Below are 23,381 nucleotides of genomic sequence, written 5' to 3'. Positions count from 1 at the left end.
ACCGGCCGGACAGTGCCAGCTTACGACTCCTAAAGAGATGTTGACGAGTGGAGCGCGTACACCGCGGTGGGGGCCGCTCATGAAGAGGAGTTAAGGGCTGAACGGCGTGCCATTCCTTCGGCGGGGTGGCGGTATTTGAACCCGCGACCATTTCGTCCCGAAAGGGCCCGGACGAGATGCGGGCGAGATCCGGACGAGATGGGGCCGGCCAATTCCGGCCCCGCACCGTAGCGAAAGCGCCGCGCAATATGTGCGGCGCAGGGCGCGAAAACGCCCGATCGCTGGCGACGGGGGATGCACCAGCGATCGGGCTGTGGCCAAGACTAGCAAGGCTGTCCGCGATGTGGGGGCCAACTGCCGAATTGCCATACAGAGTTGTGGTTGGAGTCACGTAAAGCGGTACGTGAGGGGTGGAAACGCAGGACCGAGGGCGCGGCACGGCCGGCCGGGAGCGTCCCGCCTGATGCTTGAGCCGAGGGCGTTCGGCCGGGCGGCTTCGTTACTTGCCGCACGGTGGCGCGTACGAGAGAAGAGGCAGATACTCGCGCCATTTCTCCGGCGTCAGAACGCCCCGCGTGGTGGAGCAAATGTGGCGAATGGCCTTGTCGGGGTCCAGGTCCCACAGCCGGACGGTACCGGCGCCGCTCGACACTCCGAGCATGTGGCTCTTGGGACTGAACGACAGGAAATTGCCTGTCTTGGCGTTGGGGCTCGTCGACTGACCGATGGGAGCGGCCTTGGACGGATGCGTGATGCGCCAGAACCGGACCGTGTTGTCGTTGCCGCCGCTCGCCAGGGTGTGGCCGTCCTCGCTGAACGTCAGCGACACGACCGCTTCGGTGTGGCCGGTGAGAGGGGAGCCCAGCCGGGTCGCCCTGCGGGGGTCGGCCGTGTCCCAGAGCCGGACGGTGTCGTCGTCGCTGCCGCTGGCCAGGGTGTGGCCGTCCGGACTGTAGGCGAGCGCGTTGACGGGTCCCAGGTGCCCCGTGAGGGGCGCACCGAGTCGGTCGGCGTGACGGGGGTCGTCCGTGCTCCAGAGCCGGACGGTGTCGTCCGCGCTGCCGCTGGCGAGGGTGCGTCCGTCGGGGCTGAAGACGAGGGAGTTGACGTAGCCCTTGTGGCCCGTGAGCGGTGTGCCGAGCCGACGCACGTGGGACGGGGCGCTGACGTCCCACAGCTGGATGGTGTGGTCCTCGTAGGCGGTTGCCAAAGTGCGCCCGTCCGGGCTTATGGCCAGCGCATCGGGCCCCACGAACCGGGTCCGCAGCTCGACGGGCTTCCCGTAGGAGACCGGACGGGTCGGGTCGGCGACGTTCCACAGCTCCACCGTCTGGCTTCCCATCAGCACCGCGAGGGTGCGGCCGTCGGGGAAGAACGCCAGCGACCGCACATCGCCCTTACCGGGCGTGAACGGTTTGCCCAGCACTGCGGGCCGGTGGGGATTGTGCACATTCCACAGCCGCACCCTCCGGTCGCGGGCGCCCGTGGCGAGCACCTGTCCGTCCGGGCGGAACGTTCCGATGCGGCCGACCATGTTCGAGGTCGGAATCGACCAGAGACGGACCTTGCTGTCGCCGCTTCCCGTGGCCAGCGTCCGGCCGTCAGGGCTGAACCCCACGGCGTACATCTCCCCACTGCTGCCCGCGAGAGGCTCGCCGACCTGCGACGGGTACGCCGGATCGCTGACGTTCCACAGGCTCGCCGTGCTGTCCGCGCTGCCGGCGGCGAGCATGTTGCCGTCGGGGCTGAAGGCCACGGACCACAGCGGACCGGTGTGGCCGGTGAGGGGCGCGCCGAGCGGTGCCGCGTGACGTGGTGAGGCCACGTTCCAGAGCCGGATGGTGTTGTCCGAGCTGCCGCTGGCGAGGGTGTGGCCGTCGGGGCTGAAGGCCACGGAGTGCACCGTGTCCGTGTGGCCGGTCAGGACCTTGTCGAGCCGCGCCGGACGACGCCGGTCGGCCACGTCCCACAGCCGGATCCTGTTGTCGTCGCCACCGGCTGCCAGGGCCCGGCCGTCGGGGCTGAACGCCACGGAGCGCACGGCGGCGGTGGGGCCGGTCAGAACACCGCGCGTCGTCGGCCGCTGCGGATCGCGGAGGTCCCACAGACGAACGGTGTGCTCTTCGTTGGCAGTGGCCAGCGTGTGCCCGTCGGGGCTGAAGGCGAGCAGGAAGACCGTGCCGTCATGGCCGGTCAGGGGCGCCCCGAGCGGGCGTGGGTGGCGGGGGTCCCGCACGTCCCACAGCCGGACCGTGCCGTCGTCCGAGGCAGTGGCGAGAGTGCGTCCGTCCGGGCTGAAGACAGCGGTGCTCACCCAGCTCGCATGGCCGGTGAGGGGCTTGCCCAGGGGTTCGGGACGCGTCGGGTCCGCCACGTCCCACAGCCGGACGGTCCGGTCATAGCTGGCGGTGGCCAGGATCCGCCCGTTCGGGCTGAACGAGGTGAGGTAGACGGCGCCGGTGTGGCCCAGGAGCGGCGTGGCCAGCGGCGTGTTCACCATCGAGATCAGGCGGTTGTTCGTGCCCTCGTCGTCGGGCCGCAAGCCGTGTGCCACCAGGTCGATTTGCGCCGACAAGGAGGGATCCGTGTACTGGGCGCGGTCGGCCTGGGCGAGCACCTGCGCGAAAACGGTGTCGTCGCGCTGCTGCCATGCGACCACCGCGGAACCGACCGCCAGCATCGCCATGACGATCAGAGCCGCCACCGCACCACGGCTGAGCAGGACGAAGCGCTTGCGCAGCCGGACCGAGGCGGCCAGGAATTCCACCGCGCTGCGGGTCAGAAAGGTGTCACCGGCAGAATCGGCCCAGTTGCGGGCCTGCTCCAGACGGGAACCCCGGTAGAGGAGTGAGGTGTCCCGGTTCGAGCCCTCCCAGGCCCTGCCGTCCTCCTCCAGCCGCTGGCGCAGCAGATTGCCGTTCCGGTCCTCGTCGATCCAGTCGCGCAGCCGCGGCCAGGCGTGCAGCAGCGCTTCATGGGTGATCTCCACCGCGTCCGCGTCGAGCGTCACCAGACGGGCGTGCACCAGCGCTTCGAGCGACTCCTTCGTCTTGGGCGGGTCCGCCGACTCGTCCGCCAGTTGGCGCCGCGTCCCCCGCCGGCGGGTGGCCTGGGTGTCTTCGCCCAGCCGGACCAGCCGGAGGAGGAGCAGTCTCGCGGCCAGGCGTGCGGTCGGGTCGAGGCCGGACCAGGCCCGCTCGGCGGTCGCCGCCACCGCGCCCTGGATCCCGCCCGCCGCGCGGTAGCCGGACAGCGTCAGCCGTCCCGCCTTCCGCCGCTGCCAGGTGGCGAGCAGGGCGTGCGAGAGCAGCGGCAGCACCCCCGCGTCGTGCGCCCCGCTGAAGCCGTCGGCGCTCACTTCCCGGACGATCAGTTCCGCCAGCCCCGGTTCGAGCTCCAGACCCACGGCCTTGGCCGGGCCGGCCACCGCTTCGCGCAGCTCCGTGGTGGTCAGCGGTCCGAGCACCATGTGCCGGTGCTGCAGTGCGTCGGCCAGTTCGGGATACCCGAGGCACTGTTCGTAGAAGTCGGCGCGTATGCCGAGGATGACGAGGACGGGGGCCGGGCCGTCCGGGCATGGGGGTCCCCCCTGTTCGAGCGATGTCGAGAACTCGGGGGAGGGGGTGCACGCGGCGTGCAGGAGCTGGATGAAGGTGCGCCGGGCCGCCTCGTCGGAGCAGAGGGTGAACGCCTCCTCGAACTGGTCCACGATCAGGACCGGGCGGGCGGCGGAGGACGTCCCGCGCCCCGCCCATGCCGTGACGGCCTCCCGCACCGCGCGCGCGAAGTGCGGCGTACCGGGCTCCTGCGCCGCCGACTCCTCCGCGCCGGAGAGGACGTGGGCGAGCTCAGGGACGCGGCGGGTCAGCTCGGCGAGCGGATCGCCGCCCGGCACGAGCTGCAGGACCTCCCGCTCCGGGCTGTCCTCGTCGCCCGGAGCGCCGTTCTGCAGTGCGGGCACCAGGCCGGCGTTCAGCAGGGAGGACTTTCCGGCCCCCGAGGCGCCCACGAGCATGACCAGGCCGCCCGTCTTCTCCGCTGCGCGGAGCTGAGCGACGAGGGCCTCCGTGCTCCGCTCCCGTCCGAAGAACCACCGGGCGTCCTCCTGACGGTACGAAGCCAGCCCCCGGTACGGGCACACACCCTGGACGGTCGCGGCCTCGTCCGGGGGACGTTCCTCCTCCTGCGCGGAGGCCGCGGATGCCGCGGCACGGTCGTCGACCGCCCGCTCCCACAGCCGCTGCCACTGGGCCAGGTCGTACAGGCCCGTGGACACCGGCGCGGGGCGCAGGCGCCGGGCCTGCGGGATCAGGATGTGCAGCACCGCTGCGAGGGCGGCGAACTGCGCGGGCACGTTCTTGGCCCGCCGCCAGTCGCTGATCCTCTGGACGGACACCCGCACGGGCCGCCCGCGTTCGTCGACCCGCTGAAGCCGGACGACCGCCTCGGCCACCTTCTTGAGAGGAGGGTTGCCGGCCTCCTTGTACAGCAGCGCGAGACGTTCCGCGAAGGCTCTGCGTGCCCCTGAGTCGGCACTCAAGGTCTCCACCCCCTACGTCCCCCGCACTTGGACATCCGGACCGGAAAACTCACCTTAGCGGGCTGACCTGTGGTTAAACCGTCGGCCCGATGCCGGAACCTCCTCGGCGGGAGCCTCAGCTGGCAGGATCACGTCGCAGCGGCGCAGCAACCGGGCGTTGCCCGGACAGGCCACCAGTTCAGTGCTCGGAGACAACTCCTGATGCATGCGGTCTCCTTCCGTCGGAGTCACGAGACGGTCGTGACGGACTCGGCGCAATGAGCGCGAGGGAACTGTGGAACCGTCCCATCCGGACTGCCGCCGCGTCGACCACGGGCCCGGCCCTTTCTGGATCCGCGCCGGTACGGGGGGCGCGGATCGACGCCGCCCGCGCCGTTCGGCACCGGTCCCCACGAGGGGAGGGACCGGTGGCGAACGGCGCGGCGTTGGTTCTGCCGTACGACCCGGGCCAGGCGTGCGGACCGTGCGGCTTGCCCGGCCGGACCGTGCGGCCTCGCCGGCCGGACCGAGGGTGAGTTGGGCCCGCGACCTGTCCCGCCGAGCGAACCCGGCCCCGTGCGGCGCCGCCGATTGTGGCCCGGATCACTTCTGGTGCGGTGCCCGGCGACCAAGGGGAAGTCCCTGAAGGGGCGTCAACAGGCGGCGGCCGGGAGGCGGGCGCGAATTCAAGATCCAATCCTCGCTGCTCCCGGGGCGGCCCGGAGTACGCGTCAGGCCCGGCTTCCGTTTCCGGAAGCCGGGCCTGACCTGCTACTTCTCAGTCGGGGTGGCGGGATTTGAACCCACGACCTCTTCGTCCCGAACGAAGCGCGCTGCCAAGCTGCGCTACACCCCGAAGCAACGAGCTCTACTTTAGCGGACCGATCCCCTGAGGCGAAATCCGGTTGTTGTGGAGCCGGGGAGCGGGCCTGACCTGGTCGATCCCGATGGTGATCAAGGGGAGCAGACAGATCGCCAGGGCGAGGGTGAGGGCGGTGGCGACGGTGGGGGGCGGGGCGCCGGCCGCGGCGGGGAAGGCGAGGGCGAACGCGAGGTGCAGGAGGGGGTAGGCCGGCCACTGCCAGGCACAGGACAGGCGGAAGCCGCGGGGGCCGGTGAGCAGCAGCCAGTCGGCGAGGGCGGCGAGCGGGGTGAGGACATAGAGGAGCAGAGGGGCGATGACTCGGGCGGCGGTGGGGGTGCCGGCTTCCGGCAGCGTGAAGGCGGTGGTGGCGGCCGGGAGGGCGTAGTGGGCGAGGGCGGGCAGGGCGAGGAAGAGGAGGAGGGCGCCGGTGATGCGGGGGCTCACGGGGCGGCGGCCGGTCCACGCGCGGTGGGCGGAGCAGGCGGAGACCAGCGCCACGGCGAGGTTGGCCTGCACGGTGAAGCGGGTGAGGAGGTGGGCCGGCGCGGCGGAGCCGAGAGCGGCGAGGAGCAGGCCGGTCAGGGCGGCCGCGGCGAGCAGGGCGCGGAAGGCGGCTGCCCGGGGGCGGCGGATCGTGGGGGCGACGGCGGCGGCCGGGGTGCGGGCGGCGGCAGCGGCAGGGTCGGTGGCGTGGCGCGTGGACTGCGAGGTCCGGGTGGGGTCGGACATTCCTCCACGTTAGGGGGATGATCAGCGGGCGGGGGAGACCCGATCCGGCAAAACCCCGGAACGGGCCCGGGGACCACACCTCTGCGCCCCGGCCTCAGCACATGAGGCCCCGGGCCCGAGCCTCCGATCCGCGGCCCGAGCCCCCACACCTCCGGGGTTTCAGCCCCCGGGCCCCTCTCAGTCCCGCGCCGTCAGCGTCAGCAGCGTCGCCTCCGGGGGGCAGGCGAAGCGGACGGGGGTGTAGCGGTTGGTGCCGCAGCCGGCGGAGACATGGAGGTAGGAGGTGCGGCCGGTCGCGGTGTGGGTGGACAGGCCCTTCACCCGGTCGGTGTCGATGTCGCAGTTGGTGACGAGGGCGCCGTAGAAGGGGATGCAGAGCTGGCCGCCGTGGGTGTGGCCGGCCAGGATCAGCGGATAGCCGTCGGCGGTGAAGGCGTCCAGCGAGCGCAGGTAGGGGGCGTGCACGACGGCCAGGGAGAGATCGGCGCCGGATTCCGGGCCGCCGGCCACCTCGGCGTAGCGGTCCCGCTTGATGTGCGGGTCGTCCAGGCCGGTCAGGGCGATCTCGATGCCCTCCAGCTTCAGCCGGCCGCGGGAATTGGACAGGCCGACCCAGCCGGCCGCGTCGAACGCGTCCCGCAGCTCTTCCCACGGGTTGTGGACGACACCCACGGCGGGAGCGTTGCCGTTGAGGCCGTGCCGGCCCTGGACCCGCTCGATCAGGTAGCGGGCAGGGTTGCGGAGCTTGGGGCCGTAGTAGTCGTTGGAGCCGAAGACGTACGCGCCGGGGATCTCCATCAGCGGGCCGAGCGCGTCCAGCGTCTCGGGGACGCCCTCGGGGTCGGAGAGGTTGTCGCCCGTGTTGATGACGAAGTCGGGGCGCAGCCCGGCGAGCGACTGCAGCCAGCGCTGCTTCTTGCGCTGCCCGCCGACCATGTGGATGTCGGAGACCTGCAGGACGCGCAACGGCCGCATACCGCGGGGCAGTACGGGCACGGTGACGCGCCGGAGGCGGAACGAGCGGACTTCGAAGCCGGCGGCGTAGGCCAGGCCGGCCGCGCCGACTGCGGTCAGGGTCAGGGGTACTCCGTATCGCGCGCGCATGCGTCCCATCGTCGCAGAGTGAGCGGGGTGGATGCGGCGGAGGAGCGGCCCGTGGGGCGGCGGGTGTGGCGGGCCGGGAGGAAAAGGCGCGGCAGGTGTCGGTGGGTGGGGGCATACTCGACGTCATGACCACGCTCAAGTCCAAGCTGCAGGACGACCTCACCGTCGCGATCAAGGCGCGCGACGAGCTGCGCTCCTCCACCCTCCGTCTCACGCTGACCGCGATCCAGAAGGAGGAGGTCGCGGGCACCGAGGCGCGTGAGCTGTCCGACGGCGAGGTCGAGAAGATCATCGCGCGCGAGGCGAAGAAGCGCCGGGAGGCCTCGGACGCCTTCGAGAAGGGCGGCCGGGCCGCGCAGGCCGAGCGGGAGCGCGCCGAGGGCGAGGTTCTCGCGGACTATCTGCCCCAGCCGCTGACCGACGACGAGCTGGAGCAGCTGGTCGCGGCGGCGGTGGCGGAGGCCAAGGGCGCCGGGGCCGAGGGCCCGCGGGCGATGGGCGCCGTCATGAAGATCGTCAATCCGCAGGTGGCGGGCCGCGCCGAGGGCGGCCGGGTGGCCGCGGTGGTCAAGAAGCTGCTGGCCGGCTGAGCGGCCGGACGGAGTCTTTGAAGGACGGCTGAGGGGCGCCCCCGTGGTGGGGGCGCCCCTCAGCCGTTGTCGTACGGGCCAACCGGCCGCCTACCAGCCGCCGTTGCCGCCGCCCAGAATGTCGGGGAAGCCCGGGATGCTCCAGCCGCCGCCCGGCTTGTTGTCGCCGCCGTGGCCGCGGCCCGGCTTGTGCTTGCCGCGGCCCTTGTCGCCTTCGTCGCCGTGGCCCCTGTCCTTGGCCGGATCGGCGATCGGGACGGTGGGCAGCTCGGGCGCGGGCCGGTCGGCGAGCGCACCGGCCATCGCGTCGCGCCAGATGGGGCCGGGGGTGTCGGCGCCGTAGACCTTGGCGTGGGGGACCCCGCCGATGCTGATGTCGTACATCTTGCGCTTGTGCATCGGGTCGCCGACCCAGACCGCGCCGGCCGCGTTCGGGGTGTAGCCGACGAACCAGGCGGCGTAGCGGCTGTCGCTGGTACCGGTCTTGCCGGCGCTGTCCCGTCCCTGGAGACCGGCTTCCTTGCCGGTGCCGTCCTCGACGACGCCCTTGAGGAGGGTGTTGATCGTGTCGGCGGTCCTCTTGGACATCGCGCTGCGGCAGCTGGTCTGCGGGACCTTGAGCGCCCGGCCCCGTGCGTCGGTGATCGACTCGATGGCGACGGGGGAGCAGTACTCACCACCGTTGGCGAAGGCGGCGTAGCCGGCGGCCATGGTCAGCGGCGACATCTCCTGCACACCGAGCGTCATCGACGGGACCTGCTGCAACGGCTTGCCGTCCGCCCGCTCGATACCCATCTTCTGGGCCATCTTCACCGCGGGGCAGATGCCGATATCGCTGATCAGCTGCACGAAGTAGGTGTTGACCGATTTCGCGGTCGCCTCCTTCATGGCGTACGGGCCGACCTCTTCCTTGTTCTCGTTCTGCGTCATGTCGGTGCCCTGCCACTCGCCGTCGCAGGTCTGGACCGGGCTCGGGTACGGCATCCGGTACGGCGAGGGGTACTCCTGCTCCGGATTCGTCCCCTGCTCCAGCGCGGCCGCCGCGATCACCGGCTTGAAGGTCGACCCGGGCTGGTAACCGGCGCCGCCGCCCATGTCGTGATCGACCGAGAGGTTGATCACGGTCTGGTTCTCGCGGAAGCCGTACGGGCGTGACTGGCCCATGCCGAGGATCTTGCCGGTGCCCGGCTCGACGATGGTGGCGGCACCGGCGACCGGGTCGTCCTCGTAGACGTGGTCGCGCAGCGACGCCTGGATCGACTTCTGGGACTGCGGATCGAGGGTGGTGCGGATGGTCATGCCGCCCTCGTTCCAGCGCTGCAGGCGGACCTTCCGGCTCTTGCCGAAGTTCTTGTCGTTGAGGAAGGCCTTGCGGATGTAGTCGCAGAAGAAGCCGGCGCCGTCGGCGGCGGTGATGCAGCCGTTCTTGGGACGGCTGACCGCCAGCTTGATCGGCTTCTTCGCGGCCGCGTCGGCCTGCGCCTGGCTGACGTCCTTCAGATCGGCCATCCGCTGCAGCACGGTGTTGCGCCGCTTGGTGGCCTCCTGCGGGGCGTTGACCGGGTCGTAGCGGGTCGGCGACTGGACGATGCCGGCCAGCAGCGCCGACTCCTCCAGGTTGAGGTCCTTGGCGTGCTTGCTGAAGTAGCGCTGGGCGGCCGCCTCGACGCCGTAGGCCTGCTGCCCGAAGAACGTGATGTTGAGGTAGTTCTGCAGGATCTTCCGCTTGCCGAGTTCCTTCTCGACCTGGATCGCGTACTTGAGTTCCTTGACCTTGCGGCCGAGGGTCTGCTGGGTGGCCTGCGCGACCTTGTCCGCGTTGTCCCCGGCCTCCTCGACGAAGACGTTCTTCACGTACTGCTGGGTCAGCGTCGAGGCGCCCTCGGAGACGCCGCCCGACCGGGCGTTCTTGTTGACCGCCCGCAGGATGCCCTTCAGGTCGATGGCGCCGTGCTCGTAGAAGCGCGCGTCCTCGATCGCGACGATCGCCTGCCGGATGTACGGCGACATGTCCTCGAGGCCGACGACCGTGCGGTCACGGGAGTAGACCTTGGCGATCTCGCCGCCCTTCGCGTCCAGAATCCTGGTCCGCTGGCTGAGCGGCGGCGTCTTGAGGTTCGCCGGGATGTCGTCGAAGCCCTCGACCGACCCCTTGGCGGTCAGGCCGAGCGCCCCGGCCGCCGGGAGCGCAAGACCGGCGAGTACCGCTCCGGCCAGGACGCTGACTCCGAGGAACTTGGCGGCCTGCTGCGTCTTGGACAGACCTCCGCCATCGCGCTTCTTAGGCATGAGGGCAGCCTACGTTCTCAATCCGCCGGACAGGGGCGCACGTGTTCGTTTAGCCTGTCCTCAGCTACCACAGCCGAACGGTTACGCATCGGTTCGTCAACCCCTACTTCCCGCGGGACGCGCCCCCACGTGCCCGCAGGTGCCGAGGAAAACCCCGTGTCAGGACGGTGAACTGTCCTGCCTTGTGCGCAAAGTGACGTATGCCGCACGGTCACTCCGTTGGGTGATCTGCCGCATACGCATAGTCCGTTCGGGCCATCCAAGATTGGGCCCGAAGGGGGTGTTGCGCCCTGCCTGCCTTCCGTAACGTCCTCAACTGGCAACGGTGAATATGCCGCTTGCCGCCGTGGGGGAGCCTCGATTCGGGAGAGGACGGCGCCAGCATGGGCTGGGTAACCGACTGGAGTACGCAGGCAGCGTGCCGCACCACCGATCCGGATGAACTGTTCGTGCAAGGGGCGGCGCAGAACCGCGCCAAGGCGGTGTGCACCGGATGTCCGGTGCGCACGGAGTGCCTGGCCGACGCCCTGGACAACCGGGTGGAGTTCGGCGTGTGGGGCGGGATGACCGAACGCGAGCGGAGGGCGCTGCTGCGTCGCCGCCCGACCGTGACGTCATGGCGCCGGCTGCTGGAGACAGCGCGTACGGAATATGAGCGCAGCACGGGCATTCTGCCGGTGGACTGTGACGACGACGCCTTCGACGAGTTGGCCGCGGTGGGGTAGCGGCGGGCAGGCCGGGAGAAGTCGGCCGAGAAGGTTCGGTTGATGGCGCGGTCTGATCGGTCAGCAGACGCAACGTGCCGTCGGTGACGGTGACTTCCACCGGAGTTGGAGGCATGGATGGGGGGCGGGCGCGCTGATCAGCGCGCCCCGTGAAGACATGGTGAGGCGCCTGGCGGGTGCGTGGTGAACCGCGCCGTGTCGCTGGGCGGATGGCTGAACCGGCCGTGCGTACGGCTCAGTCGTCGGTGTTCGTGAGGTCCTCGGTGTCCGTGGGATTCAGCGCCAGGCGGTCGCCGATGGCACGCAGCCCTGCGAGGTCATGGACATCGCCGGGCAGCGCGGCGACCTCCGTCACCGGAACCTCGGGGTGCAGCGCGGTGAAGCGGTCCCGCGTGCGCCGTTCGCGCGCGAGGACCTGCATACGTTCTGCGTGCAGTCGTAGCAGCCCGGCGGCCAGTTGCGCCGCTGAGGCCGAGGTGGGTGTCACTTGCTCCGCCGCGGCAGCGGGGGAGAGGCCGCCGGCGGTACGTGATCCAGCCTTCCCGCCGTCGAGATCCACAATGCCGGTGGTTTCAAGATTATTTTCTGTGCGGTCGGGGGCGGGACCGGCCGCGGCGTCCGGGGCCGACTCTGCCTCCGCGTCGGTGTCCGCGGGGGCGTCCGCTTGGGTGTCCGCATGGGTGTCCTCCGCCAAGCGGTCCGTGAGGGCCTCGGCGGCGGCCAGTGCGCGCTCGGCGCTCAGTTGGGCGGCGCCGCTGCCGTGCACACGGTTCAGCACCAGGCCGGCCAGCGGCATCTGCTCGGCGGCCAGCCGCTCGACGAAGTACGCCGCCTCGCGCAGGGCGTCCCGCTCCGGCGCGGCCACCACGAGAAATGCCGTACCGGGCGCCTGCAGCAGGCGGTAGGTGGCGTCCGCGCGGGTGCGGAAGCCGCCGAACATGGTGTCCATCGCGGCCACGAACGTCTGCACATCGCGCAGCAGTTGGCCGCCCATGAGCTTGCTGAGGGTGCCGGTCATCATCGACATGCCGACATTGAGGAACTTCATGCCGGCCCGGCCACCGACCTTCGCCGGCGCCATCAGCACCCGGATGAACTTGCCGTCCAGGAAGGAGCCCAGGCGCTTGGGCGCGTCCAGGAAGTCCAGTGCGGAGCGGCTCGGAGGGGTGTCGACGATGATCAGGTCCCACTCGTCGTTCGCGCGGAGCTGGCCCAGCTTCTCCATGGCCATGTACTCCTGTGTGCCCGCGAAGCCGGCCGACAGGGACTGGTAGAAGGGGTTCTCCAGGATCGCGCGGGCCCGGTCGGCGTCCGCATGGCCCTCGACGATCTCGTCGAAGGTGCGCTTCATGTCCAGCATCATCGCGTGCAGTTCGCCGCCCGCGCTCTCGTCGACGTCCTTGACCTGACGCGGGACGTTGTCGAGCTCGGAGATGCCCATGGACTGCGCCAGCCGCCGGGCCGGGTCGATGGTGAGCACGACGACCTTGCGGCCGCGCTCGGCGGCACGCACACCCAGCGCCGCGGCGGTCGTGGTCTTGCCGACGCCGCCCGAACCGCAGCACACCACGATGCGGGTGTGTGGGTCGTCGATCAGCGCATCGACCTCGAGCCGCGGGGCCGAGGCGTCCAGCGTCGTGGTGTCCGAGGTCATATGGGCCCCTGTTTCCGCAGGTCTCTCGCCAGGTGGTAGAGCCCGGCGAGGTCCACTCCCTCGGGGAGCAGCTCCAACTCGTAGGTGGGCAGGCCGATGGCGGTCAGCTCGGCGTACTCGGCGCGCTCCAGCTCGACCCGCTCGGCGTGTTCGCGTGCCTGCTCCAGCAGGGGGTCGATCAGCCGGTCCGCCAGCCCGCCGCGGCGGGCGCCGCCCAGACCGGCCTCGGAGAGCGCCTTGGCGACGCCCGCACGGGCGCCACGGGCGGCGATGTCGAGATCGCCGTTGTCCAGCAGCGCCGGGCGGGTCATGTTGATGACGATGCCGCCCACCGGGATGCCGGCGGCGCGCAGCTCCTCGACCCCGTCGGCGGTCTCCTGGACGGGCATCTCCTCCAGGAGCGTCACCAGATGCACCGCGGTCTCGGGCGACTTGAGGACCCGCATCACGGCCTGCGCCTGGTTGTGGATCGGGCCGATCTTCGCCAGACCGGCCACCTCGTCATTGACGTTCAGGAAGCGGGTGATGCGGCCGGTCGGCGGGGCGTCCATCACGACGGCGTCGTAGACGAACTTGCCGTTCTTGTCCTTGCGGCGCACCGCTTCGCATGCCTTGCCGGTCAGCAGGACGTCCCGCAGGCCCGGCGCGATGGTCGTGGCGAAGTCGATCGCGCCGAGCTTCTTCAGCGCCCGGCCCGCGCTGCCCAGCTTGTAGAACATCTGGAGGTAGTCCAGGAGGGCGCGTTCGGCGTCGATGGCGAGGGCGTGGACCTCGCCGCCCGCCCGTCTCCCACCACTGCCGCGCGCGGAGTCCCCGACGGATTCCGCGCGGGGCGAACCCCACGGTGAGGCCCCTTCCGATGCGGGACCCACCGCGATCTTGCGTTCCTCGTAAGGAAGCGCTTCGGTCTCGAACAACTGGGCAATGCCCTGCCGGCCCTCGACCTCGACCAGGAGGGTACGGCGCCCCTCGGTGGCCAGGGCGAGGGCGAGGGCAGCGGCGACCGTGGTCTTGCCGGTGCCGCCCTTGCCGCTGACGACATGGAGCCTGCTCACGCCAAGGAGCCTAACCAGTCCGCGTCCCGGCTACGCACGGGATACGCCTGGGAAGCCCCGGATATCTACCTCTGATCTCTCCGGGACGGGTCGGGGATGCTCCCCAGGGGCCCGGCGGCCGGTCCGTTGAACGCCGTCCGGGACGGGTGCGGGCGGGCTGTGGCGGACGGCGTCCGCGGCGGTCGTGGACAGGCATTACGCTCGGCCCATGACCAAGTGGGAATACGCGACCGTGCCGCTGCTCGTGCACGCGACGAAGCAGATTCTGGACACCTGGGGCGAGGACGGCTGGGAGCTGGTCCAGGTCGTCCCGGGCCCGAACAACCCCGAGCAGTTGGTGGCCTACCTGAAGCGGGAGAAGCAGGCGTGAGCGCGGCGGAGGAAAAGATCGCGGCGCTCGGCCTCAAGCTGCCGCAGGTCGTGCCGCCGCTGGCCACCTACCAGCCCGCGGTGCGCTCCGGCGCCTATGTGTACACCTCCGGCCAGCTGCCGATGGTGGACGGTGCGCTGCCGGCCACCGGCAAGGTCGGCGCCGACGTCAGCCCGGAGCGGGCCCAGGAACTCGCCGCGACCTGCGCGCTCAACGCGCTGGCCGCCGTGAAGTCCGTCATCGGCGACCTCGACAAGATCCAGCGGGTCGTGAAGGTCGTCGGCTTCGTGGCCTCCGCGCCGCACTTCACCGGCCAGCCGGGTGTCCTCAACGGCGCCAGCGAGCTGCTGGGCGAGATCCTCGGCGACAAGGGCGTGCACGCCCGGTCCGCGGTGGGCGTGGCGGTGCTGCCGCTCGACGCGCCGGTCGAGGTCGAGATCCAGGTCGAGATCGCCGAATAGGCACCCGCAGGGACGTCGGCACCCGTAGTGCGTGCCGTGTGCCGGAGGGCCCCTCGTCAGCAGGGGCCCTCCGGCGCGAAAGAGGGCCTCGAACATCCGCGCGCGAGCGCATAGCATCCGGCCATGTCGTCCACGACCAATGGCCAGTGGTACCCGCCGGAGTGGCCGGACCGTATCCGGGCGCTCGCGAACGGCGAGCTGACCCCTGCCGAGCCCCGGCGGGCCGCGACCGTCCTGCTGCTGCGGGACTCCGACTCCGGCGGCCCCGCCGTCCACATGCTGCGCAGACGCGCCTCCATGGCCTTCGCCGGAGGCGCGTACGCCTATCCGGGCGGGTCCGTCGATCCCCGTGACGAGCGGCCGGTGGCCTGGGCCGGGCCGTCCCGCGCCCAGTGGGCGGTCCGTATGGGCGTCGACCCGGCCACCGCGCAGACCATCGTCTGTGCGGCGGTCCGCGAGACGTTCGAGGAGGCGGGGGTGCTGCTCGCCGGTGCCTCGGCCGCCACGGTCGTCGCGGACACCACGGGTGAGGACTGGGAGGCGGACCGCGCCGCCCTGGTCGCCCATGAGCTGTCCTTCGCCGACTTCCTGGGCCGGCGCGGTCTGGTGCTGCGCTCCGACCTGCTGGGCGCCTGGGCCCGCTGGATCACCCCGGAGTTCGAACCGCGGCGCTACGACACCTGGTTCTTCGTCGCCGCGCTGCCCGAGGGCCAGCGCACCCGGAACGCTTCCACGGAGGCGGACCGTACGGTGTGGATCCGGCCGGAAACCGCCGCGGCCGGCTATGACCGCGGTGAGCTGCTGATGATGCCGCCGACCATCGCGACCCTGCGCGGGCTCCAGCGGTACGCCACCGCCGCCGACGCGCTGGCCGCCGCGGAGGCCCAGGACCTGACGCCGGTGCTGGCCCGGGCCCGCCTTGTGGGCGGCGAGATCGAGCTGAGCTGGCCGGGGCACGACGAGTTCACCAAGCACATCACACAGACGGACGCCGGTACCGGTGCCCCTGGGGGCGGCGAGCCCGACGGGTCCACGGACGGCGCCGGCCCCTCGGGAGGGACCCCCACATGACCGATGCAGCCGCCCTCCCCGGTCAGCCCCGCGGCGGAGTGATTTCGGGGCCCGCGACCGCGCGCGCCCAGTGCGTACTCGCCCCGAACCCCTCGCCGATGACGCTGGACGGCACCAACACCTGGATCGTCGCCGAGCCGGACTCCGACCTCGCCGTCGTCATCGACCCCGGGCCGCTCGACGAGACCCATCTCCGCGCCGTCATCGAGACCGCCGAGCGGGCCGGCAAGCGCATCGCACTGACCCTGCTGACCCACGGTCACCCGGACCACTCCGACGGCGCCGCCCGCTTCGCCGAGCTCACCGGCTCGTCCGTACGGGCGCTGGATCCGGCGCTGCGCCTGGGCGGCGAGGGGCTCGACGCGGGCGATGTCATCACCACCGGAGGCCTGGAACTGCGAGTGGTGCCCACCCCGGGCCACACCGCGGACTCGCTCTCCTTCCACCTCCCGGCCGACCGCGCGGTGCTCACCGGCGACACGATCCTGGGCCGCGGCACCACCGTGGTCGCGCACCCCGACGGGCGGCTGGGCGACTACCTGGACTCGCTGCGCCGGCTGCGCTCCCTCACGGTCGACGACGGGGTGGCGACGGTCCTGCCGGGCCACGGGCCGGTGCTGAACGACGCCCAGGGAGCCGTGGAGTTCTATCTGGCGCACCGGGCGCACCGGCTCGCCCAGGTGGAGACCGCGGTCGAGGCCGGCCATCGCACGCCCGCCGAGGTCGTCGCGAGCGTGTACGCCGATGTCGACCCCTCCCTGTGGCCGGCCGCCGAGCTGTCGGTGCGGGCGCAGCTGGACTATCTGGGCGAGCACGGGCTGATCGAGGACTGACGGCGGCGCGGGCCGGCCGGCGGGCCGCCCCCGGGCCGGTTCCTCGGAGCCGGTCCGCGCAGTTGCCGAGAGGCTCCGTCAGCGCGCCTACGGGCGGGGAGCCTTCGCCCCGTGGACGGCCAGATACTCGTCGGCCAGCCAGGGGGCGAGGCCGCAGAGCAGCTCGTCCAGCAGCTCCGGGTACGCGGCGGGCGTCCGGGCGGCGCGGGCCGCGGCGCGCATCTGCCCGGCGTGCGCCGGGTAATAGCGGCCGAACACCTCGGCGGACCGGGTGAGATCGCTCGTCCAGCCGCCCCAGCGCGGCATGACCAGGGTGAATCCGGTACGGACGAGCCGGCGCGCCACACCCCGCGTCAGCCGGGTGCGCTCGGCTTCCGTGGTGGCCGCCGCGGCCTTCGCGCGCAGACCGGGCAGGCTGCGGAAGAGATCGCCGTTGGTCTCGCGGGCGAGGAGCGAGGTGGGGCGGTAGCGGGGCAGCCGAGCGGCGAGATCGGGTCCGCTGAGCGGGGTGCACAGACAGGCGACGAACCACGCCAGGTCGTACCGCTCCGGCTCGCTCAGCACCCGGTCCACGCCGACCAGCAGGATTCCGACGCCGTTGATCTGGGGGAAGGCCGCATCGAGGCCGTCCTCGACGGCGCGGGCGGCGGCCCGGTCCGCCTCGGTGGGCTCCTCCCGCAGGGCGAGCAGCGCATCGAGGTCGGAGGTGCCGGGGACGGCGGTGCCGCGCGGGATGCTGCCGTAGAGATAGCTGCTGTGCAGCCGGCCGGGCCCGAAGTGGCCGCCGAGCCGGGCGCCCAGCTCCGCCACGACGGGCGCGAACTGCGCGGACACCCGGTCCAGGGATCCCTCCCGCAGGAAGCAGCCGTCCCGGTCCAGTCCGGTGCCGTGGGTCATGGCGTCACTATGGCGAGGCCGTCGGCGGTCCGGCGAGCCAATTACGGGCCCGCGGGGCCATGGGCCGCCGCCGGGCCCGCGCGGCCATGACGAAGGGCCCCGCCGGAGCGGGGCCCTTCCAGGCTGTCTGCGAGCCGGTCAGCGCGAGCGCTTGGCCAGCCGCTCGACGTCCAGCAGGATCACGGCGCGCGCCTCCAGGCGCAGCCAGCCGCGGCCCGCGAAGTCCGCCAGCGCCTTGTTGACCGTCTCGCGGGAGGCGCCGACCAACTGGGCCAGCTCTTCCTGCGTCAGGTCGTGGACGACGTGGATGCCTTCCTCGGACTGCACGCCGAAGCGGCGCGACAGGTCGAGCAGGGCGCGTGCCACGCGGCCCGGTACGTCCGAGAAGACCAGGTCGGACATCTGGTCGTTGGTCTTGCGCAGCCGGCGGGCGACCGCACGCAGCAGGGCCGTGGCCACTTCGGGGCGGGCGTTCAGCCAGGGCTGGAGGTCGCCGTGGCCCAGGCCGAGGAGCTTGACCTCGGTGAGGGCGGAAGCCGTGGCCGTACGGGGGCCGGGGTCGAAGAGCGAGAGCTCACCGATCAGCTCTCCGGGGCCGAGGACGGCGAGCATGTTCTCCCGGCCGTCGGGGGAAGTGCGGTGCAGCTTCACCTTGCCCTCGGTGACCACGTACAGGCGGTCGCCGGGGTCCCCTTCGTGGAACAGGGCGTCGCCGCGGGCGAGCGTGACCTCTCCCATAGAGGCGCGCAGCTCCGCCGCCTGCTCGTCATCGAGCGCCGCGAAGAGCGGTGCGCGCCGCAGAACGTCGTCCACGAGATCTCTCCTTGTCGACATGCTCCGGGGGACTGTGGTCCCCATCATGCCGGAATGCAAAACAGTGCGATCAATCACAAGTTTGCCGGACCGGTGCCCCGAGCCATAAGGCAGGGGGCCGATTGGGGTCAGGAATCACAGCGATCAAGCCGGATGTCAGTGGCTGGCCTTAGTCTGGCCGAGTGTCCAATACGCCGGTGAGAGCAGAGGACTGGGGGGCCGGACGAGTGAGCGCAGGGCGTGATTCCGCTGTGGGCGAACAGTCGTCCGGCCGCACACCGGATTCGGATAAAAGTAACAAATCGCTCTCCGGGGTGATGCCCCGCCGGAAGCCGCCCGTCCGGAAACCCGGCGCGTCGCGACCGTTGGCGCAGGACACGACCGTGCAGACCGCCGCGAGGAAGACTCCGGCAGGCAAGACCTCGGCAGGGAAGAAGGCCGCCCCGTGAACGCAACCCCCGAGAAGCCGGCGGCGGCCAAGAAGGCCGTCACGAAGAAGGCGGCCGCGAAGAAGGCCGTCGCCAAGAAGGCCACCGCGGCCACCGAGCAGGCCCCCGCCAAGAAGACGGCCGTCAGGAAGACCGCCCCGGCCAAGAAGGCGACGGCGACGAAGGCGACGGCGACGAAGGCCACGGCGAAGAAGACCGCAAAGACGGCCGCCGGGCAGGCCCCCGCCAAGAAGGCCGCCGCGCGCAAGCCCGAGTCCCGGGTCGCCATGGTGCGGCGGGCCCGCCGGATCAACCGCGAGCTGGCCGAGCTGTATCCGTACGCCCACCCCGAGCTGGACTTCACCAACCCCTTCGAACTGCTGGTCGCGACGGTCCTGTCCGCGCAGACCACCGACCTGAGGGTCAACCAGACCACCCCGCGTCTCTTCGCGGTCTGCCCGACGCCCGAGGACATGGCCGCGATGCCCCCGGAGAAGCTGGAGGAGCTGATCCGGCCGACCGGTTTCTTCCGGGCCAAGACGAAGTCGCTGCTCGGCCTGTCGGCGGCGCTCCGCGACCGTTTCGGCGGTGAGGTGCCGGGCCGTCTGGAGGACCTCGTCACCCTCCCTGGGGTCGGCCGCAAGACCGCCAATGTGGTGCTGGGCAACGCCTTCGGCGTCCCGGGCATCACCGTCGACACCCACTTCGGCCGTCTGGCGCGCCGCTTCGGCTGGACCACCGCGGAGGATGCCGAGAAGGTCGAGGGGGATGTCGCCGAGATCTTCCCCAAGAGCGAGTGGACGATGCTCTCGCACCGGGTCGTCTTCCACGGCCGCCGCGTCTGCCACTCCCGCAAGCCCGCCTGCGGAGCCTGCGCCATCGCCCCGCTGTGCCCCGCGTATGGCGAGGGCGAGACGGACCCGGAGAAGGCCAAGAAGCTGCTGAAGTACGAGCTGGGCGGCCAGCCGGGGCAGCGGCTGAAGCCTCCGGCCGACTATCCGGGGCAGCCCGCGCCGCCGATGGCGCCCCCGGTGGCCGCTTCCTGACGCCCGCCGCCCAGAGGTGACCGACGATCGACGCCAGGCCTGAGGGGGCGCGTATGAGGAGTGCACGGGAGCAGCAGTACGGCAAGGAGGCGGACGCCGGAGAGCCGGCGTCCGGCCGGGAGGCGGCGGTCACGGCCGAGGGCCTGCCCGAGTGGCTGGACCCGGTGGCCCAGGTGGCCGCCACCATCGAGCCGCCCCAGCTCAGCCGCTTTCTGCCGCCCGAGAGCGGTGGCCGGCAGTCCGCGGTGCTGATCCTCTTCGGCCACGGCCCCAGCGGCCCCGAGCTGCTCCTGATGGAGCGCGCCGGCACCCTGCGCTCACACGCCGGCCAGCCCTCCTTCCCCGGTGGCGCCCTCGACCCGGAGGACGGCGACCCGGAGGGTTCCGGTCCGGTACGGGCGGCGCTGCGCGAGGCCCAGGAGGAGACCGGCCTCGATCCCTCCGGTGTGCAGGTCTTCGCCGTCCTGCCGCGGCTCTACATCCCCGTCAGCGGCTTCGTGGTGACGCCCGTCCTGGGGTGGTGGCGCCGGCCGAGCCCGGTCGGCGCGGTCGACCAGGCGGAGACCGCCCGGGTGTTCACGGTTCCCGTGGCGGATCTCACGAACCCGGCCCATCGCGTGACAACGCGCCATCCCAGCGGCCACATCGGGCCTGCCTTTCTTGTCGAGAACGCCCTGGTCTGGGGGTTTACGGCCGGAGTCATCGACCGGATCCTGCACTACGCGGGATGGGAGATTCCGTGGGACCGTGACAAGGCGGTCCCGCTCGACTGGCGCTCGTGAGACGGTGTCCGGCGTGAACGTCCTGGACATCCTGTTGCTGGTCGCGGCCGTGTGGTTCGCGATCATCGGCTATCGGCAAGGCTTTGTCGTCGGCATCCTGTCCGTGATCGGCTTCCTCGGAGGCGGTCTGATCGCGGTCTATCTGCTGCCCGTGATCTGGAACGAGATCACCGGTGATGCGACCCCCAACACCTTCGCGGCCATCGCGGCGGTCGCCATCGTGATCGTGTGCGCATCCGTGGGCCAGGCGTTCACCACCCACCTGGGCAACAAACTGCGCCGCCACATCACGTGGTCACCGGCGAGAGCGCTGGACGCGACCGGCGGCGCGCTGGTCAACGTCCTGGCGATGCTGCTGGTCGCCTGGCTGATCGGCTCGGCGCTGGCCGGTACCTCCCTGCCGACGCTCGGCAAGGAGGTCCGCAACTCCAAGGTGCTGCTCGGGGTGTCCCGGGTGATGCCCCAGCAGGCCGGCACGTGGTTCGCGGACTTCTCCTCGGTCCTCGCGCAGAACGGCTTCCCGCAGGTCTTCACGCCGTTCTCCAACGAACCGATCACCAATGTGCCGGCGCCCGATCCCCAGCTGGCCACCAGCCCGGTCGCGGCGCAGGCCAAGCGCAGCATCGTCAAGGTCGTCGGCACTGCTCCCAGCTGCGGCAAGGTCCTCGAAGGCAGCGGCTTCGTCTTCGGCCGGCACCGCGTGATGACCAACGCCCATGTCGTCGGCGGGGTGCGCGAGCCGACCGTCCAGGTGGGCGGCGAGGGCCGTACGTACGACGCCAAGGTCGTGCTCTACGACTGGCGGCGCGATATCGCGGTCCTCGACGTGCCCTCGCTGGAGGCCCCGGCGCTGCAGTTCACCGGAGCGGACGCGGACAGCGGCAACGGCGCCATCGTCGCCGGCTTCCCGGAGAACGGCGGCTATGACGTCCGCGCCGCCCGTGTCCGCGGCCGTATCCAGGCGAAGGGCCCGGACATCTACCACCGCGGCACGGTCGGCCGCGATGTCTACTCCCTCTACGCCACGGTCCGGCAGGGCAACTCCGGCGGCCCGCTGCTCACCCCGCAGGGCAAGGTCTACGGTGTCGTCTTCGCGAAGTCGCTGGACGACTCGCGCACCGGCTACGCACTGACCGCCGACGAGGTCCGCGAGGACGTCACCAGGGGGCGTACGGCCCAGCAGCAGGTCGACAGCCAGGGCTGCGCGATCTAGACGCTCCGCGGGTCACTGCCGGGCCCGTCGGCGGGACGCGGGGGAAGGAATCCCGCGCCCCGTCGGCGGGCCGGGGATTCAGGTACGGGGATGGCGTAGCCGCGCGCTCATCCAGCGCGCTCTGCGGCGCAGGATGCGCGGGATCCCCATCGGGTGCGTCGGGTCGGGGGATTCACCGGACCTGAGGTCCGGGGTTCCCCTTTCCTGAGTACCCACTGCAGCGGCACTGCTGCGGCGGTTGCGTGCCACGTCACGGTAGTCGTGCGTCCAGCCCATACCCTCGACTCTGCCCGTGGCCCAAGGTCCGTAACCGCCCAGGGGACCGCCAATTGGCCTATGCGCCGGGCAAGTGGCTGTTCGTCATACGCGCGTTCGAGTGCGGTGCGGAGGGCTCCGCTGAGCGGTTCGGGACGCCCGCTCAGCGGTCCGCGGGCCTACGGGCGAACCAGTCCGCGGGCCTACGGGCGAACCCGTTCGCACGGCGGGTTCAACGGTCCGCTCCGGGGGCGCCGTTGCCCTTGGCCCGTCCCGGGCCGCGGCTTCTCACCGGTCCGGTTCCGGGTCCTTCAGCCAGTTGATCAGCTCGGTGGAGAACGCCACCGGGTCCTCCTCGTGCGGGAAGTGCCCCAGGCCGTCGAACAGCCGCCAGCGGTACGGCGCCTCGACGTACTCGCCGGAGCCGGCCGCACTGCGGGTGCGCATCACCGGGTCGAGCGAGCCGTGCAGATGGAGCGTCGGGACCCGTACGGGCATCTTCATCCGGCGGTTGAACTGGAGACCGTCGGGGCGGGCCATCGACCGCACCATCCAGCGGTACGGCTCGATCGAGCAGTGCGCCGTCGAGGGGATGCTCATCGCCCGCCGGTAGACCGCCAGCGTCTCGTCCTCCGGCGGCCGGGGCCCGGACCAGTCGCGGATCATCCGCCCCACCAGCGCCGCGTCGTCCGCCGTCAGCGCGCGCTCCGGCAGCCAGGGCCGCTGGAAGTTCCAGATGTGCGAACTCCGGGCGCTCTGCCGGACGTCGGCCAGCATCGCCGAGCGCCAGCGGCGGGGGTGCGGCATCGAGGACACGGCCAGCCGGCGCACCAGCTTGGGCCGCATCACCGCCGCCGTCCAGGCGAGATAGCCGCCCAGATCGTGCCCGACGAGCGCGGCGTCCGGCTCTCCCAGGGACCGTATGACGCCGGTGATGTCCAGGGCGAGGTTCGCCGGGTCGTAGCCGCGCGGGGTGCGGTCGCTGCCGCCGACGCCGCGCAGATCCATCGCGACCGCGCGGAAGCCCGCGTCGGCGAGCGCCGGCATCTGGTGCCGCCAGGTCCACCAGAACTGCGGAAAGCCGTGCAGCAGCAGCACCAGGGGGCCGTCGCCCATCTCCGCGATGTGGAAGCGGGCGCCGTTGGCCGCGACGTCGCGGTGCGACACCTCTCTCCCGCCGGGGACGTCGATCCGTACGACCGAAGCGGTGCTGTCAGGGGCTGTCATACCGATGAGCGTGTCACAGACTCCAGCACCGGGTGCTCCACGGCCGCCACGCGCGGGTGCGGCTTGGCCTTCTGGAGTACGGCCGCGGTCTCCTTGGCGGAGTTGATGGACTTCTCCGGCTTCTTGATCTTCTTCATCTTGGCCATCGCGATGAGGGCCAGCAGTCCGGCGAGGACCAGGAAGGCACCCCCCACGATCAGGAAGGACCAGGCGAGCCCGAGGCCGAGGTTGTGGATGCCGTACGCCGCCGCGAAGCTCAGCACCGGCAGCGCGAACAGTGCCAGCGCGCCGGCCACCATGAACGCGGCGCTGCCGATGCCGGCGCGCTTGGCGTCCTGCCGGAACTCCGCCTTGGCCAGCGCGATCTCGTCGTGCACCAGCGCGGACATTTCGGCCGTGGCCGTGGCCACCAGCTGTCCGAGGCTGCGGTCCGTGCCGTCGTGCACTGCGCTCAT

The 23,381-nt window shown here is 71.5% G+C and carries 20 protein-coding genes and 1 tRNA gene; 9 read left to right on the top strand and 12 right to left on the bottom strand.

Translation table 11 applies throughout. The annotated features are described in order from the left end of the window. Positions 1–499: 499 nt before the first annotated feature. The 4 genes from SLV14N_RS18405 to SLV14N_RS18390 form a co-directional block, all read right to left on the bottom strand. Positions 500–4,549 (bottom strand): AAA family ATPase, encoded by a 4,050-nt coding sequence (locus tag SLV14N_RS18405; protein WP_263270217.1) that lies wholly within the window; start codon positions 4,547–4,549, stop codon positions 500–502. Between the two features lie 752 nt (positions 4,550–5,301). Next, positions 5,302–5,375, bottom strand: a tRNA-Pro gene (locus tag SLV14N_RS18400). A 12-nt stretch (positions 5,376–5,387) separates the two neighbouring features. Then, a complete protein-coding gene (locus SLV14N_RS18395) occupies positions 5,388–6,113 on the bottom strand; it encodes an integral membrane regulator (protein WP_263270216.1) in 726 nt (241 codons plus the stop codon). Positions 6,114–6,290: 177 nt separating this feature from the next. Then, positions 6,291–7,217 (bottom strand): metallophosphoesterase, encoded by a 927-nt coding sequence (locus tag SLV14N_RS18390; protein ID WP_263270215.1) that lies wholly within the window; start codon positions 7,215–7,217, stop codon positions 6,291–6,293. 125 nt (positions 7,218–7,342) lie between these two features. Between SLV14N_RS18390 and SLV14N_RS18385 the strand changes: the two genes are divergently transcribed. Continuing rightward, positions 7,343–7,807 (top strand): GatB/YqeY domain-containing protein, encoded by a 465-nt coding sequence (locus tag SLV14N_RS18385; protein WP_208682014.1) that lies wholly within the window; start codon positions 7,343–7,345, stop codon positions 7,805–7,807. Between the two features lie 90 nt (positions 7,808–7,897). Here the strand turns inward: SLV14N_RS18385 and SLV14N_RS18380 are convergent, their stop codons facing one another. Further along, complete coding sequence (locus tag SLV14N_RS18380; protein WP_208682012.1) at positions 7,898–10,096, bottom strand: transglycosylase domain-containing protein; 2,199 nt, start codon at positions 10,094–10,096, stop codon at positions 7,898–7,900. A gap of 383 nt (positions 10,097–10,479) precedes the next feature. Between SLV14N_RS18380 and SLV14N_RS18375 the strand changes: the two genes are divergently transcribed. Beyond that, positions 10,480–10,821 carry a WhiB family transcriptional regulator gene (locus SLV14N_RS18375; RefSeq protein ID WP_018089958.1) on the top strand — a complete coding sequence of 114 codons (342 nt, stop codon included), beginning with the start codon at positions 10,480–10,482 and terminating at the stop codon, positions 10,819–10,821. 235 nt (positions 10,822–11,056) lie between these two features. Here SLV14N_RS18375 and SLV14N_RS18370 read toward each other — a convergent pair whose 3' ends face one another. After that, positions 11,057–12,475 (bottom strand): ArsA family ATPase, encoded by a 1,419-nt coding sequence (locus tag SLV14N_RS18370; protein WP_263270214.1) that lies wholly within the window; start codon positions 12,473–12,475, stop codon positions 11,057–11,059. After that, the gene (locus SLV14N_RS18365) at positions 12,472–13,530 is read right to left on the bottom strand and encodes an ArsA-related P-loop ATPase (protein ID WP_208682007.1); all 1,059 of its coding nucleotides are present in this window, start codon (positions 13,528–13,530) and stop codon (positions 12,472–12,474) included. Before SLV14N_RS18365 ends, SLV14N_RS18370 begins: the two co-directional genes overlap by 4 nt. 208 nt (positions 13,531–13,738) lie before the next feature. Between SLV14N_RS18365 and SLV14N_RS18360 the strand changes: the two genes are divergently transcribed. The 4 genes from SLV14N_RS18360 (at position 13,739) to SLV14N_RS18345 (ending at position 16,265) form a co-directional block, all read left to right on the top strand. Then, positions 13,739–13,900: a DUF4177 domain-containing protein gene (locus tag SLV14N_RS18360; protein ID WP_003975360.1), complete on the top strand. Its 162-nt coding sequence runs from the start codon at positions 13,739–13,741 to the stop codon at positions 13,898–13,900. Further along, a complete protein-coding gene (locus SLV14N_RS18355; RefSeq protein WP_208682005.1) occupies positions 13,897–14,361 on the top strand; it encodes a RidA family protein in 465 nt (154 codons plus the stop codon). The genes SLV14N_RS18360 and SLV14N_RS18355 overlap by 4 nt, the downstream gene beginning before the upstream one ends. 123 nt (positions 14,362–14,484) lie before the next feature. Further along, on the top strand, positions 14,485–15,432 hold the full coding sequence (locus tag SLV14N_RS18350) for an NUDIX domain-containing protein (RefSeq protein ID WP_208682003.1): 948 nt from the start codon (positions 14,485–14,487) through the stop codon (positions 15,430–15,432). Continuing rightward, positions 15,429–16,265 carry an MBL fold metallo-hydrolase gene (locus SLV14N_RS18345; protein ID WP_208682001.1) on the top strand — a complete coding sequence of 279 codons (837 nt, stop codon included), beginning with the start codon at positions 15,429–15,431 and terminating at the stop codon, positions 16,263–16,265. Before SLV14N_RS18350 ends, SLV14N_RS18345 begins: the two co-directional genes overlap by 4 nt. An 87-nt stretch (positions 16,266–16,352) precedes the next feature. Here SLV14N_RS18345 and SLV14N_RS18340 read toward each other — a convergent pair whose 3' ends face one another. Then, positions 16,353–17,162 carry a nucleotidyltransferase gene (locus SLV14N_RS18340; RefSeq protein ID WP_263270213.1) on the bottom strand — a complete coding sequence of 270 codons (810 nt, stop codon included), beginning with the start codon at positions 17,160–17,162 and terminating at the stop codon, positions 16,353–16,355. Positions 17,163–17,300: 138 nt separating this feature from the next. After that, the gene (locus SLV14N_RS18335; protein WP_006604164.1) at positions 17,301–17,975 is read right to left on the bottom strand and encodes a Crp/Fnr family transcriptional regulator; all 675 of its coding nucleotides are present in this window, start codon (positions 17,973–17,975) and stop codon (positions 17,301–17,303) included. Positions 17,976–18,420: 445 nt separating this feature from the next. Here SLV14N_RS18335 and nth point away from each other — a divergent pair, with 445 nt between their 5' ends. The 3 genes from nth to SLV14N_RS18320 are packed head-to-tail and all read left to right on the top strand — an operon-like array spanning position 18,421 to position 21,444. Beyond that, complete coding sequence (nth, locus tag SLV14N_RS18330) at positions 18,421–19,449, top strand: endonuclease III (protein ID WP_263270212.1); 1,029 nt, start codon at positions 18,421–18,423, stop codon at positions 19,447–19,449. A 53-nt stretch (positions 19,450–19,502) separates the two neighbouring features. Beyond that, positions 19,503–20,231, top strand: coding sequence for a CoA pyrophosphatase (locus tag SLV14N_RS18325; RefSeq protein ID WP_208681990.1), 729 nt, complete (start codon positions 19,503–19,505; stop codon positions 20,229–20,231). 13 nt (positions 20,232–20,244) lie between these two features. After that, on the top strand, positions 20,245–21,444 hold the full coding sequence (locus SLV14N_RS18320; protein ID WP_263270211.1) for a MarP family serine protease: 1,200 nt from the start codon (positions 20,245–20,247) through the stop codon (positions 21,442–21,444). 78 nt (positions 21,445–21,522) lie between these two features. Here the strand turns inward: SLV14N_RS18320 and SLV14N_RS18315 are convergent, their stop codons facing one another. From SLV14N_RS18315 to SLV14N_RS18305, 3 genes are all read right to left on the bottom strand, one after another. Continuing rightward, complete coding sequence (locus SLV14N_RS18315) at positions 21,523–21,720, bottom strand: hypothetical protein (protein WP_078518634.1); 198 nt, start codon at positions 21,718–21,720, stop codon at positions 21,523–21,525. A 267-nt stretch (positions 21,721–21,987) separates the two neighbouring features. After that, positions 21,988–22,926, bottom strand: coding sequence for an alpha/beta fold hydrolase (locus tag SLV14N_RS18310; protein ID WP_208681987.1), 939 nt, complete (start codon positions 22,924–22,926; stop codon positions 21,988–21,990). Next, positions 22,923–23,381 (bottom strand): phage holin family protein, encoded by a 459-nt coding sequence (locus SLV14N_RS18305; RefSeq protein ID WP_263270210.1) that lies wholly within the window; start codon positions 23,379–23,381, stop codon positions 22,923–22,925. The genes SLV14N_RS18310 and SLV14N_RS18305 overlap by 4 nt, the downstream gene beginning before the upstream one ends.

The sequence above is a fragment of the Streptomyces sp. Je 1-4 4N24 genome, assembly GCF_026239515.1.
In the GTDB taxonomy this organism is placed as follows: domain Bacteria; phylum Actinomycetota; class Actinomycetes; order Streptomycetales; family Streptomycetaceae; genus Streptomyces; species Streptomyces nigrescens.
This window is presented reverse-complemented; position numbering and strand designations above follow the sequence as displayed.

Coding starts and splice junctions, on each gene's coding strand:
- SLV14N_RS18395 (WP_263270216.1), bottom strand. CDS start 6,113: ATGTCCGACCCCACCCGGACCTCGCAGTCCACGCGCCACGCCACCGAC.
- SLV14N_RS18370 (WP_263270214.1), bottom strand. CDS start 12,475: ATGACCTCGGACACCACGACGCTGGACGCCTCGGCCCCGCGGCTCGAG.
- SLV14N_RS18385 (WP_208682014.1), top strand. CDS start 7,343: ATGACCACGCTCAAGTCCAAGCTGCAGGACGACCTCACCGTCGCGATC.
- SLV14N_RS18340 (WP_263270213.1), bottom strand. CDS start 17,162: ATGACCCACGGCACCGGACTGGACCGGGACGGCTGCTTCCTGCGGGAG.
- SLV14N_RS18325 (WP_208681990.1), top strand. CDS start 19,503: ATGAGGAGTGCACGGGAGCAGCAGTACGGCAAGGAGGCGGACGCCGGA.
- SLV14N_RS18310 (WP_208681987.1), bottom strand. CDS start 22,926: ATGACAGCCCCTGACAGCACCGCTTCGGTCGTACGGATCGACGTCCCC.
- SLV14N_RS18390 (WP_263270215.1), bottom strand. CDS start 7,217: ATGCGCGCGCGATACGGAGTACCCCTGACCCTGACCGCAGTCGGCGCG.
- SLV14N_RS18315 (WP_078518634.1), bottom strand. CDS start 21,720: ATGGGCTGGACGCACGACTACCGTGACGTGGCACGCAACCGCCGCAGC.
- SLV14N_RS18305 (WP_263270210.1), bottom strand. CDS start 23,381: ATGAGCGCAGTGCACGACGGCACGGACCGCAGCCTCGGACAGCTGGTG.
- SLV14N_RS18375 (WP_018089958.1), top strand. CDS start 10,480: ATGGGCTGGGTAACCGACTGGAGTACGCAGGCAGCGTGCCGCACCACC.
- SLV14N_RS18360 (WP_003975360.1), top strand. CDS start 13,739: ATGACCAAGTGGGAATACGCGACCGTGCCGCTGCTCGTGCACGCGACG.
- SLV14N_RS18380 (WP_208682012.1), bottom strand. CDS start 10,096: ATGCCTAAGAAGCGCGATGGCGGAGGTCTGTCCAAGACGCAGCAGGCC.
- SLV14N_RS18345 (WP_208682001.1), top strand. CDS start 15,429: ATGACCGATGCAGCCGCCCTCCCCGGTCAGCCCCGCGGCGGAGTGATT.
- SLV14N_RS18350 (WP_208682003.1), top strand. CDS start 14,485: ATGTCGTCCACGACCAATGGCCAGTGGTACCCGCCGGAGTGGCCGGAC.